This window comes from Bacillota bacterium (genome assembly GCA_012839765.1).
Taxonomy (GTDB): Bacteria; Bacillota; Limnochordia; order DUMW01; family DUMW01; genus DUMW01.
Genome location: DUMW01000101.1, coordinates 24,976 through 37,212, shown reverse-complemented (window position 1 = coordinate 37,212; position 12,237 = coordinate 24,976). Strand labels below are relative to the sequence as shown.

Annotated in this window: 14 protein-coding genes; 1 reads left to right on the top strand and 13 read right to left on the bottom strand. The window is 56.4% G+C overall.

Translation table 11 applies throughout. From position 1 onward, the window contains the following. Positions 1 to 138: 138 nt before the first annotated feature. Positions 139 to 867: an rRNA pseudouridine synthase gene (locus tag GXX57_10235; GenBank protein ID HHV45025.1), complete on the bottom strand. Its 729-nt coding sequence runs from the start codon at positions 865 to 867 to the stop codon at positions 139 to 141. A 294-nt stretch (positions 868 to 1,161) separates the two neighbouring features. Between GXX57_10235 and yfcE the strand changes: the two genes are divergently transcribed. After that, positions 1,162 to 1,716 carry a phosphodiesterase gene (yfcE, locus tag GXX57_10230; protein HHV45024.1) on the top strand — a complete coding sequence of 185 codons (555 nt, stop codon included), beginning with the start codon at positions 1,162 to 1,164 and terminating at the stop codon, positions 1,714 to 1,716. 1 nt (position 1,717) lies between these two features. On the opposite strand, the gene GXX57_10225 is transcribed toward yfcE, so the two are convergent. The 12 genes from GXX57_10225 to GXX57_10170 form a co-directional block, all read right to left on the bottom strand. Beyond that, positions 1,718 to 2,992 carry an FAD-dependent oxidoreductase gene (locus GXX57_10225; protein HHV45023.1) on the bottom strand — a complete coding sequence of 425 codons (1,275 nt, stop codon included), beginning with the start codon at positions 2,990 to 2,992 and terminating at the stop codon, positions 1,718 to 1,720. An 83-nt stretch (positions 2,993 to 3,075) separates the two neighbouring features. After that, positions 3,076 to 3,504, bottom strand: a complete 429-nt coding sequence (gene ytfJ / locus GXX57_10220) for a sporulation protein YtfJ (protein ID HHV45022.1) — start codon at positions 3,502 to 3,504, stop codon at positions 3,076 to 3,078. After that, on the bottom strand, positions 3,465 to 4,163 hold the full coding sequence (locus tag GXX57_10215; protein ID HHV45021.1) for a hypothetical protein: 699 nt from the start codon (positions 4,161 to 4,163) through the stop codon (positions 3,465 to 3,467). Before GXX57_10215 ends, ytfJ begins: the two co-directional genes overlap by 40 nt. Positions 4,164 to 4,202: 39 nt before the next feature. Continuing rightward, positions 4,203 to 4,703: an SMC-Scp complex subunit ScpB gene (gene scpB / locus GXX57_10210; GenBank protein HHV45020.1), complete on the bottom strand. Its 501-nt coding sequence runs from the start codon at positions 4,701 to 4,703 to the stop codon at positions 4,203 to 4,205. Further along, the gene (locus tag GXX57_10205; GenBank protein HHV45019.1) at positions 4,700 to 5,434 is read right to left on the bottom strand and encodes a segregation/condensation protein A; all 735 of its coding nucleotides are present in this window, start codon (positions 5,432 to 5,434) and stop codon (positions 4,700 to 4,702) included. Before GXX57_10205 ends, scpB begins: the two co-directional genes overlap by 4 nt. A 3-nt stretch (positions 5,435 to 5,437) precedes the next feature. Then, positions 5,438 to 6,430: a tryptophan--tRNA ligase gene (gene trpS, locus GXX57_10200; protein HHV45018.1), complete on the bottom strand. Its 993-nt coding sequence runs from the start codon at positions 6,428 to 6,430 to the stop codon at positions 5,438 to 5,440. 37 nt (positions 6,431 to 6,467) lie between these two features. Next, on the bottom strand, positions 6,468 to 6,926 hold the full coding sequence (locus GXX57_10195; GenBank protein HHV45017.1) for an HDIG domain-containing protein: 459 nt from the start codon (positions 6,924 to 6,926) through the stop codon (positions 6,468 to 6,470). Positions 6,927 to 6,997: 71 nt separating this feature from the next. Continuing rightward, complete coding sequence (locus GXX57_10190) at positions 6,998 to 7,630, bottom strand: site-2 protease family protein (GenBank protein ID HHV45016.1); 633 nt, start codon at positions 7,628 to 7,630, stop codon at positions 6,998 to 7,000. Between the two features lie 15 nt (positions 7,631 to 7,645). Continuing rightward, positions 7,646 to 8,974 carry a diaminopimelate decarboxylase gene (gene lysA, locus GXX57_10185; protein HHV45015.1) on the bottom strand — a complete coding sequence of 443 codons (1,329 nt, stop codon included), beginning with the start codon at positions 8,972 to 8,974 and terminating at the stop codon, positions 7,646 to 7,648. Between the two features lie 75 nt (positions 8,975 to 9,049). After that, entirely contained in the window at positions 9,050 to 10,021 is a 972-nt protein-coding gene (locus GXX57_10180; protein HHV45014.1) for a 2-hydroxyglutaryl-CoA dehydratase, read from the bottom strand. Positions 10,022 to 10,089: 68 nt separating this feature from the next. Continuing rightward, entirely contained in the window at positions 10,090 to 11,190 is a 1,101-nt protein-coding gene (locus GXX57_10175; GenBank protein HHV45013.1) for a CoA protein activase, read from the bottom strand. After that, positions 11,187 to 12,209, bottom strand: coding sequence for a hypothetical protein (locus GXX57_10170; protein HHV45012.1), 1,023 nt, complete (start codon positions 12,207 to 12,209; stop codon positions 11,187 to 11,189). The genes GXX57_10175 and GXX57_10170 overlap by 4 nt, the downstream gene beginning before the upstream one ends. Positions 12,210 to 12,237 lie beyond the last annotated feature (28 nt).

Below are 12,237 nucleotides of genomic sequence, written 5' to 3'. Positions count from 1 at the left end.
GCGAACCATCAAGGAAAGGCCATTGGGATTGCATTATTGATCCAATCTTACCCCATACAATTGTCTACTTTGTGCACCGAAGGCAGGGGATCACCCCAGGACCCCCCCCGCCCCCTGGTTCAGGGCTTCCCCAGGGCACTAGCGTCCTTGATTCTTCTCCTTCAACCGCAATAGCTGGTTCACCTCTTGGGGGGTAAGGTCCCGCCACTGACCAAGCCCTAAATCCCCCAACTCCAGGGGTCCGAAGCTGATCCGCTTCAAGTAAAGCACCGGATGCCCCACCTGGCGGCACATCCGTTTCACCTGCCGCTTGCGACCCTCCCGCAGGGTCATCCTGAGGATGCTGGTGGTCTTGCTGTGGCTGATCAGTTCCACCTCGGCGGGGGATGTCCATCCATCAACTAGTCTGACCCCTTTACGCAGCCGCGCCAAAGTCTTGGCCGACGGCACCCCTTCCACCTCTGCAAGGTAGGTCTTCTTTACACCGTAGCGAGGATGCAACAACAGGTGAGCCAACTCCCCGTCGTTGGTGAGCACCAGAAGACCTTCGGTATCGAAATCCAGCCGACCCACCGGAAAAACTCGCACTGACATCTCCGGCAACAGATCCATAATGGTTGGTTTATGGGGATCCCTCACTGCGGTTAAGTAACCAGCGGGTTTGTGCAGCATTAAGTAGCGGAAATCCGCTACCAGGCGCACGGGCTCACCATCCACTGTGACGCGATCCCTTTCCGGATCCGCCTTGGCCCCCAGTTGCACCACTGCACCATTGACCCGAACCCGTCCTTGGACAATCAATTCCTCGCAAGCCCGCCGAGAACCATAGCCCGCTTGCGCTAGAATCTTTTGCACGCGTACTTCCATGGTACTTCCTCCCAGGTTTATTCTACCGAAAGTCCTGGACAATATCCATAGGGCCTTCACAGAAGTACCATGTTCCCCCTAGCAAAAACACGGGAGTAGCCCTACCTCCGTGTCAGTGTGCCCGTCGCCGCTTTGAACCCTTATCAAGATTCGGCAATGCGTCATCTGGAAAGCAGACTTGTTCGGTGGATCCTCCCATCAATAAGCGCCCGCGAAGCCCTGGAATTACTTGACGGCGGTGACGGATCAACGGTACACTGTGACCAAACACTAAGTAGAAGGAGAGACACAACAATGCGGATCGGAATAATCAGCGATACCCACGGCAGTGTGGAAGCTTGGGAAAAGGCTTTAAACTCTGTATTTCAGGAAGTAGATATGATTCTGCATGCAGGAGATGTGCTGTACCACGGGGCGCGGAATCCCCTACCCGCCGGCTATGGCACAGTCCAATTGGCAGAGGCTTTGAATGCTTGTCCCATCCCCCTGGTCATCGTCCAAGGGAATTGCGACAGCGATGTGGACCAGATGGTGATCGATATCCCCATGCAGGCCCCCTTCGCCCTATTGGAAGCACCCTGGGGCCGGATCCTTTTGACCCATGGTCATCGCTATGCACCGGACGAGGCCTTGATCTTGGCGGAAAAATACCGGGTCCGGCTATGGGTGTCAGGTCATACCCATGTGCCAGTGATGGAAAAGACAAATAACACCATCTTCTTCAATCCAGGTAGCCCCTCCCTACCCAAGGGCGACGATCCCCGTCCCACGGTGGGATTGATCACCGAGGGGATGGTAAAGCTTATCGCTCTGGATTCCGGAGCGACTCTGATGGAGCTTAAACTGTAATCTATAGTAACCGTTTGGCAAAGATCCCGGTCAGTCCCGTGCGGTTTACCCGGGCTTCAATCTCCCCGAGATGGGTAGTGTACAACCCCAGCTCCTGCATCCGGGCAAAGTATGTGCTGCCGGAGAAGGTAAACCGCACTTTCCCCGGGTTCTCTTTGAGCACCGTTTGCTGGGACTCTTTGACGAAATCTCCGCAGGCAAGTTCCTCTGGCAGGACAATGGGCGGAAGATCCAGGGCAGTCCGGGCACCATTGTGGCCGGCCAAGAAACCTGTAACCAAAGCCTCCGTATGCCCCACCAAAGGTCCCAGCTTCTCCCCTGCGGCATAGAAGTTTTCCAGCCCGGTAACCCGCAGGGTCAGCTCATGGGGGGTAATCACACTAAGGCGCACTGAATTGCCCCGTCCACCCGCGTAGGGATCCGCATACTTCACCCTTTGAAACCCTGGTAGTTGTCGGATCAGTTCCAGGGGGAAATAGGGGGTCATCACCTTTACTTTTCCTGTATCGAGGAGAATCAAATTGTGGGCATATTCCGGCAGGGCATATTGCTGACAGGCTTTCACATCCAAGACATCCCCGTGGGCGATGTATTTAGGAATGGGGATCACAAGATAGCCGTTACTCTCCAGACGATCCACCAGCCAGCGGCCAAGGTTTCCCTTGGGGATCTCACAAGAACCGGACATTCCACTGAAATCCCCGATAATATCCTGCACCCCCGCCTTGGCACTGATGCTCACCCTCCCCCCAAAGGCAGGACACCGGAAGATGCACATTACACAACCGGCACCGTGCCGCAGGCAATTGCCCATGGGACCTGCGGAACCGGTAGCCTCAATGAAGGCTTCTCCTTCAATGATCTCCCCATCCTCTAGGACCACCGAGACTACCCTACGGCCAGCGACGATGGCATCCACCACCCGGCTTTCCAGCCGCAGTTCCACCCCAATCTCCTTTAGATATGTCCGGACTTCCGGTTCAATGGAATCCACATCGTACAAACTTGCGTGCCGGTGACCGGGAAAATCAATATTGCAGTGAAGAAGACAGCTTTCGATCACCTGAAGAAAGCCATGGGCTCCTAAGTACCGCAGTTCCTCCCAGGCCGTCAACCGCCCGTTGTTCTTGATGATGCCGCCCACTAGGCCACTGCCCAAAAGCAGGTTAGTCCGTTCCAGTAGGGTTACCTGCACACCGCTCGTGCGTGCCGCCACCGCCGCGGCACAACCGGCAAAACCTCCACCAATCACCACCACATGGGGCCTTTGTACCATCCGCCGCATGCAATCCCTCCCCTAAGGCGTCAATCCATTTTATGCCCCGAAGGAAAGGATGGTACTTACGGCCCACGGGCAAGCTAGGGTTTGTTCCGCAATAAAGTGGAGGTGGAATTGTTGTTCCCCTTGCTGGTCAGCTGGTCCATGACCTGGGGCACCAGATCCAAGACCCGGTCCAAGATGGCTTCCTTGCTGATGGGCAGCAACCGCACCTGGCCACCGCTCAGCACCAGGAAGGCCACCGGATGAAGAGAAATACCGGCACCGCTGCCGCCCCCAAAGGGGTAGGATTCCTTGTTGTTTTGGGTGGCGTTTCTTTGGTTTTCCGAGGTAAACTCACTGCCCCCGGCGGCAAAGCCAAAGCTGACCCGGGAGACGGGGATAATCACGGACCCATCGGCGGTCTCCACCGGATCCCCCAGGATGGTGTTGACATCCACCATCGTCTTAATATTCTCCATGGCGGTCTTCATGATGCCTTCGATGGGGTGCTGTGAATTTCCGTCCATAGCCAACTGGCCCCTTTCCGAAACAGTGCTTGTACCAGATTACCCAGTGCTACTAGTATAATATGGCCGGGAATGAAGCGAAATATGCAGTCTAGGTCCACAAGAAGCCGCGGACCGTCGAAGTGAGGAAGAATAACAATCTCCAGGTTTTGAACAGAACTGTGGTGCACCAGGTAACCTTGTAACCAGCCACCGCAGGCGGCAAGGATTCCGTAGGTGGTGGCACTGGATGCGGCATCGTCTCTGCCGACCACCGTCTTGAGGCGAAAGGCCCGTAGTTTTCCCAAGGTGTTTTGCAGAAGGTGCCCGGCCATCCGCCGAATCTGGTGCGAAGGTGCCTCCCTGTGGGGAGGCTGCCCGGTTATCAGCATGTACCCGAGGCCAAGCAATGTGCGATGGGTGGCAATCCGCATCCAGCGCTCCTGGAACAACGCACGTAGTTCCTGGAGCCTGTCGGCCACCTCGGCACCACTACGTTCCAGGGCCCATTGCAGCAATTGCTGAGGATGAAAGCTTCGTTGCCAACGGATATTCACCAGAAAAAACAGCCGCTGGGAGACCACCACATCGGCCCGGTCGTTTTCCAGCAGCACCGATACCCGGACGAAGACGGGACTAAGAAGCAAGAAAAAAAGGCTAAGGATCAGAACAACGGTCACGATCTCACCCTAGCCTATTCTATCCAAATTGTCACTCAATTACTCCACCTTGGGCAGAGATTCTAGACTTTCCAGACCAAAGCTCTCCAAGAATAGCTCCGTGGTACCATACAACACAGGTCGACCGATGGTCTGCTTGCGTCCCACTTCCTCTATCAACCCCCGCTCCAGTAGGGTCTTGATGGCAGCATCGGCCCGCACACCCCGGATCTCTTCGATCTCACTACGGGTAATGGGTTGCTTGTAGGCGATAATCCCCAAAGTCTCGAGGGCGGCGTCACTCAAGCGCGATTCCACCTGGCGGCCTAGTTCCGCCAACATTTCCTCGAACTCCCCTTTGGTCCGCAACTGATATCCTCCAGCATGATAAAATAGAGCTACCCCCCGGGTGGGACTGGCAAGTTCTTCCTTCAGTTCCCCGAGCAACCCCTCCACCTCGGCGGGGGAAAGGTGTAAAAGACGGGCTAGACAATCCAAATTAACCGGAGCCTTGGCGGCAAACAAAACCGCCTCCAAGGCCCCTTTCAGTTTCTCCTTCACTGACCTTCCTCCGTAGGAACGACTAATGATACCTCAATGTCCGCGAAGGGTTCCGGCTGTTCCAAGCGGATCCGTCCCCGATCGGTAAGCTCCAGTAACGCCAGGAACACTCCCAGCTTCTCCAGAGGCTCCTGGCCACCGCCGGCCAGCTGGAAAAAGGAGGTGCGTTTCACTTTGCGCAACCGCCGGTAGATCTCCACAATGCGCCGGCCCAGATCCAACTTGCCCCGGACCGGGCGCAAGACCTCTTCCCTTTCTTCCTGGGCCCGGATCACCTGTACATAGGCGGCCACCAGCCGCTCCACTCCGATACCCTCCAAGGGTTTGGGCTTTGCCCGGGGGACGGTGGCGTAGGGTCGGCTGAAGGTCCCGGCTACGGTGGCCGCGTGCTTGCGCAATTCCTGGGCCAACCGCTTAAACATCCGGTACTCGATGAGCCGGGCCACCAGAAGCTGCTGTTCCTCTTCGGGATCAACCAAGGCCTCCTCTTCATCCACCAACGGTGGAGGAAGCAAAGCCGCTACCTTCAGCTGAAAAAGGGTCACCGCGTAGGTGAGAAACTGGGTGCAATACTTAAGATCGATTTCCGGCAATGCCGCCACATAATCCAGATACTGGTCAGCCACTTGGCTTAAGGCCACCTCGGTGATGGGCAACTTTTCCTCCTCCACCAAGGTCAACAGTAGATCCAGTGGCCCCTCGAAAATGGGCAGCTTAACCTGGTAAGCCATCGTCTAAAGACCCATGGCCTCCCGCACTTCTGCCAGGGTCCGGCTGGCCACTTCCCGGGCCCGAACCGCCCCCTCCTGCAGGATGTTCTTTAGTTGCTGGGGATCCTGCTCCAGGGCTGAGCGCCGCTCCCACATAGGACGCAGATAAGCCACCATATTATCCGCCAGGCGCCGCTTGCAGTCCACACAGCCAATCTCCGCCGTGCGACATTTCTGGTCGATCTCCGTCAACAGGGCATTGTCCCCAAAGGCTTTGTGCATAGTAAACACTGAACAGACCTCCGGATTCCCCGGGTCTGTACGCCGCACCCGGGCGGGGTCTGTGACCATCTGGGCTACCTTCTTCCGCAGGGTCTGCTCATCATCGGAGATCCTGATCTCGTTACCATAGCTTTTACTCATCTTCCGCCCGTCGGTACCAGGAAGCAGGGTCACCCGATTCAGCTTATGCTGGGGTTCGGGGAAGACCGGTTTGTACAAGTAATTGAACCGCCGTACCATTTCCCTGGCCAGTTCCAGGTGAGGCAGTTGGTCCTCTCCCACGGGCACCGTGTCGGATTTATACACCAGGATGTCCGCCGCCATCAGCACCGGATACCCCAAAAAACCGTGGGTGGTAATATCCCGTCCCGAAAGCTCCTTCAACTGTTCCTTATAGGTGGGACACCGCTCCAGCCAGCCGAGGGGGGTAATCATGGAAAGTAATAGATAAAGCTCTGCGTGTTCCTTCACATCGGACTGGCGAAAGATCACCGCCTTGGTCGGATCCAAGCCGGCACTGAGCCAATCGATGACCAGTTCCAGGGTATTGTTCCGCAACTCCGAAGTATCTTCATAACCGGTAGTCAAGGCGTGCCAGTCGGCCACCATGAAAAAACACTCATATTCCTCCTGGAGCTTGACCCAGTTGTCCAAAGCACCGAACAGATTACCCAAATGCAACTTGCCAGTGGGCCGCATCCCACTGAGGATTCTGCCTTTCTTCTCTCCAGCCATAGTATCCTGCGCCCAAGGCGCAAAACCTCCTCCTATCTCAATTGCGCTGATCTGCCCTTTGCAAAAGCCGCAGCAACTGCCAATCCCGTCCTTCACTGGAATTCCGATGATGGGCCTCCACAAGGGCCACCACCTCTGGCGCACAGCCGATCTTCTCCACCATGCGGGCACCTAGCTGGGCGTGTTGGTGCAAGATCACCAGGGCTTGTCTCCTACGTTCAAGAAAGGAGCGGGCCCTTGTTGGTGCTTGCAGATCAGTCAAATAAAAAGGCACCAGCCTATCCACTATAGTATACAAAATCCGATCCAAAAGCGAAAGGGCGCCCACAGCCTTGCCCACATCGTGCAGCAAGGCGGCCTTCACCAAAAGGGTCTTTTCCTCCAGGGACAAGTCTTCCTTGAAGATCTCCCGGGCCACCGACACACAATGCAGCTGATCCCCTTCGCCCATAGTCCAAAAGAGGACCTGTTCCTGCTCGTCTAAGAATCTTTGCACCAAGGCCTTCTCCTCCGGTCCCATCCGGCGGAAAAGGTAGCGCAGTACTTGTTTTATCCTGGTCCACATGATTACAGAATGAAATATCCCAAAAGCCTAGCCAAGGGCAAGGCGATACGTCCGGCAATCCCCGTCACCAAAAGCAGCACCAGGATCACCGGCCCATATTGCTCGAGGCTATACAACACCCGCCGATACCGATAGGGCAACACGCCGGCTAGGATTTTAGAACCGTCCAAGGGAGGTACCGGCAGGAGATTGAAGGCGGCCAGGCCCAGGTTAATGACGATGTTTATACTGAAAAAGAAATGCAACAGGGCCAACACGAAAAAGTCCACCCTAGGCAACAACCCGAAGGAGCCGAGGAAATAAAACAGCAACCAACGGGCCAGGGCGAAAAGATAAGCCGTAAGCACATTGGCCGCAGGCCCCGCCAAACTCACATAGACCGTCCCCAACCGGGGATTCTCATAGTACCTCGGGTTCACCAGCACTGGTTTCGCCCAGCCAAAGCGGAAAATCACCAGCATTAAAGTCCCAATGGGATCCAAGTGGACCAGGGGATTCAGGGACAGCCTGCCCTCCAGGCGGGGCGTAGGATCTCCCAACTTGTAAGAGACAAACCCGTGGGCATACTCATGGACACTGATGGCAAAAAGAACGGCCAACACCTGAAGTAGCAGCTGAACTATACTATTCAACATGGCTAACTCCGTTCGCTAAGATACTCTTGAACATTCCCCAGAATCGGATAAATCCAGATCGTCGTCAATCAAATCCTCGTAGGTCTGACCCCGTACCAACAACCGATGGGTCCCATTGTTCACCAGCACCACCGGCGGACGCAAGAGCCGGTTGTAATTGCTAGCCATGGAAAAGTTGTAGGCTCCGGTGGCAAAGACCGCCAACAGATCCCCCGCAGTCACCTCCGGCACCGGCAGATCCCAGATGAGCATATCCCCCGATTCACAACACTTGCCCGCCACCGAAACCACCTGGGTGCAGGGCTGGTGGGCCTTGTTGGCCACGATCCCTTCATATTTCGCATCGTACAAAGCCACCCGCGGATTGTCGCTCATCCCCCCATCCACCGCCACATAGGTGCGAATCCCTGGGATGTGTTTGATGGAACCGATGGTGTACAGGGTGCTTCCCGCGGGTCCCACGATGGAACGTCCCGGCTCCACACAGATCTTCGGAATCCCCAACCGGTACTTCCTTGCCGCCTCCTGGACGCTCTGGGCCAGGTGCTGGGCCCACTGCCGGGGGGTTTTCGGCTGATCCTCCTTGGTATAGCGGATCCCCAACCCGCCCCCTAGATCCAGGATACGCACTTCCCGGCCCGTCTCCTCCTTAATCTGCGCCATAAAATCGAACATCAGGTCCACCGCCACACTGTAGCACTCAAGATCGAGGATCTGGGAACCGATGTGGCAGTGTAGGCCCAACCAATCAATAAATTCCGCGGCTAAGGCCCTTTTCACCGCTTCCATGGCTACTCCCTTGGCCAGCCCAAAGCCGAACTTGGAATCCAGCTGGCCGGTCTGCACATAGACATGGGTATGGGCCTCCACCCCCGGGGTAATGCGCAAAAGCACCCGGGCCCGCCTTTGGTGGGCCTTGGCCTTCTGGTTCAAAAGCTCCAGTTCCCAAAGATTATCTACCACAAAACAACCGATGTCCGCTTCTAAAGCAAAGTCTATTTCCTCCGGGGACTTGTTATTCCCGTGGAAAAAGATCTTTTCTTTGGGAAACCCGCTGGCCAACGCCGTATACAGCTCTCCGCCGGAAACCACATCCAACCCCAAGCCCTCTTCGTTGATGATCTGACACATACCTGTGGTCAAAAAAGCCTTGCCCGCATAAAGCACCTGGCTTTCCTCAAACAGCGCGGCGAAGGAGGTGACATATTCCCGACAAGCCCGGCGGATGAGCACTTCATCCAGGATATATAACGGCGTGCCGTAAATTGCGGCCAGTTTGGTCACGTCACAACCGCTAATCACCAAATGCCCCTGGTGATTGATCTCCATGTTATCCCGCAACAGCTCTCGCATCAACTTCCACCGCCTAAACTCAATTAATACCCACAGTTTATCACAGTCTGAGAGCTTTGCAAAGGATTAACTGGCCTGGGATTGGGTCGTGCTGTATTTACCACAGCGGGAACCCCAGCGGGCCACAACCACGCCGTCCCGCATAATATTCACAATCTCACAATGGTTTGGACAGTCTTCGCATTCGAAGCTGGTGGCCCCATAGGTGGCATGGGTGATCTCAAAGCCCGCAAAGGAAGTCTTCTGTTTCCGATGCTCCACCTCTTCCTTAGCGAGGACCGCCGCGCCAATGGCCCCCATCACACCAAAATAGGGGGGAACCACGATCTCCGTGCCCAGGGCCTTGGCGAAGGCCTCTTTGATGCCCACGTTGGCCGCTACCCCACCCTGGAAGACCACGGGGGGAAGGATCTCTTTTCCTTTGCCCACATTGTTCAGGTAGTTGCGCACCATGGCCTCACATAACCCCGCGACAATGTCCTCCACGGGATGTCCCATCTGCTGCTTGTGGATCATATCCGATTCCGCAAAGACCGTACATCGGCCCGCGATCCGCACCGGGTTCGTGGCCTTCAGAGCCAAGGATCCGAACTCCTCGATGGGTACCCCCAGCCGGGCCGCCTGCTGATCCAAGAAGGAACCGGTACCGGCAGCACAAACTGTATTCATGGCGAAGTCCACCACAACCCCATCCCGGAGGATGATGATCTTGGAGTCCTGTCCCCCGATCTCCAGCACCGTCCGTACGTCGGGCACCACAATGGATGCGGCCACCGCGTGGGCGGTAATCTCGTTTTTCACCACATCGGCCCCGACCATCACGCCCGCCAGCTGTCGGCCACTGCCCGTGGAACCCACCGCGGCGATCTCCACTCCATCCAGATGCTCCGCCAACTGGCGTAACCCCTTTTGCAAGATCTCGATGGGCTTGCCTTGGGTCCGTAGGTACAGGCTCTCAAGCACCGTAAACTGTTCGTCCACCACCACCAGATTAGTACTGACGGAACCCACATCGATCCCTAGATAACCTTTCCGCATAACACACAGGCGCTCTCCCTTCTTGTTCAGGAAGCGCCCTCCCCCCTTACATCTGATTTACACTCTACTCACTGGACAGTGGATATAAACGAATTGCTCTTCCGCCGCTGGATGAGATCCACAAAGGCCTCCAGCCGGGTATCAAAGCCCGCCTCACCGGTATGTTCGTCCACCACCAGCGTCAACACCGGGAAGTTCATCTGGCGGCTGATCTTCTGGAGCACACTCTGGGCCACCACTTCAGGCATGCAGGTGAAGGGTAGAATATGCACCACTCCGTCATACCCAGCCCGGGCCATTCGCAGAGTATGGGCCACCGACTCCAGTCCATGGCCCCCAACAAAGTGGTTCAAATAGGGAGCACTTTCCCTGCTCAAACGCCGGTGATAGGCCTTGTTGCGGAAGGACAAAAAGACGTGTTGGCGGATCCATTGACTCAGATAGATGGTGCGGTCCACGTAGGCCCCCAACATCCCCAGTTTCTCTTCGATCTGCATGTTCACAAAGGGCTCAAGAACCGTGTATATCTCCCCGACGAAACCGATACGGTACTTTGGCTTCGCCCCCGGGATCTCGCAAGCCCGTATCGCCCCAAGGCCATCGGCCACCGCCTGCTTCACCTGCGGCACTGTCGCCGCCCGGTCCACTGCCGTTAAAGCCCGCTCCAGACAGCGGCTCACCGCACGAGGCGTCTTTTCCACCGCCCGGGACCAGTTGGCCTGCTGTTCCAGTCGATCACAGGCTTTGAACTTCTCCCAGGCCAAGCGCATAGCACGCCAGAGTTCTTTGGGGCCCTTGTCCCCTTTTAGTGCGCTCAGCCGGCCCAAAAGCTCCGGAAGCCCCTGATCCGGCGGCTCCACAACTATCATTGTATAGTTATAACCCAATTCTGACAAGATTTGGCGCTGGACCTCGGCATAGTACCCGAAACGACATGGTCCTGTCCCACCGGCCATCACAATGGTGTCGGCTCCCTTTTCCAAGGCCTCGATGTAGTTACCCACGGTGAGCTTCAGGGGCAAACAGGCCCACTCGGGACTGTACTTGGTCCCCAGGTCCAAGGTGCGCTTGGTCTGTTGGGGGGCCACCACCACCTCATGGCCCAGTTCCCGAAAGAGGCAGGCTCCGGGGATATGCAATGTACCCATGTGGGGAAAGGTAATCTTCATTGCCGCACCCTCCAACGAATCATATCCACAAAGGCCTCCAAACGGGTCAGCATCCCCGCCTCACCCGTGTGTTCATCGACGGTCAAAGTCATGAAGGGGATACCGGCCTTACGCACCACTTCTTCGATTAGGCTAAGCACCATGGAATCGGTGCCGCAGGGGAAGGCGGAAAGGTAGATCACCCCGTCGAACCCAGCCTGGGCATAGTACCGGGCGGCCCCCATGTTCCGTTTGGCCGAGGTCCAAAACACCGGTTTCGTCCACTGCTGGGCCAGCTGGTGCACAGTGCCCCCGGGCAGCATATCGGTGGTCCAGATGGTAACACCCATGGCCTTCAGGTGCGGAATCACGCCCATACTCAAATGATCGTCATAAAGCAAATAGGGGTGCCCAAGCAAACCGAGGAGTAAACTGGATCGTTCCTCCCGGGCGGAGGCCAGCTCCTCCAAAAGGTTTAAGGAACCGCTGGTCACCTGGGACAGCTCCCGATAGAGACTAACCCGACCGTTTTCCCACATCCGCAGAGCATCATAGGGACTAGTTCCCAAATCCGTGGCCTGCTCATACAACTCCTGGGTCCGCAAAGCTTGCTCCACGGCCCGGCGAACCTTCCGCCGACCCTGGCCTAACCTTTGCCCCACAACGGTGAGGGCCTCGGCGAATCCAATGTTCTGTTTGGCATCGATGCGGGGACTGAGGAACGGAACGTCGGGAAACATGCTTTGCTGGAGATCGGGCAAACCCATGAACTTAGGACAAATATACTCCCGGACATCCACACTGACCATCCGGGGAAGGAAAACGTAATCCACACCCTGGGCCACCAAGTGGGCCACATGCCCATAGCACACTTTCACCGGCAGACAGGTGCCATCGGCCGCATGCTGGGTACCGAAATCAAGCATCTTCTTGGTGGTCTTCGGGGAAAGCTTGGTGGCCACCCCCAGTTCCGCAAAAAACGTCTTCCACAAAGGCCAATAATCGTAATAACCAAGGGCCCGGGGAATTCCCACAATCATCTACAGGCTCGCTCCTTCCAACATTACA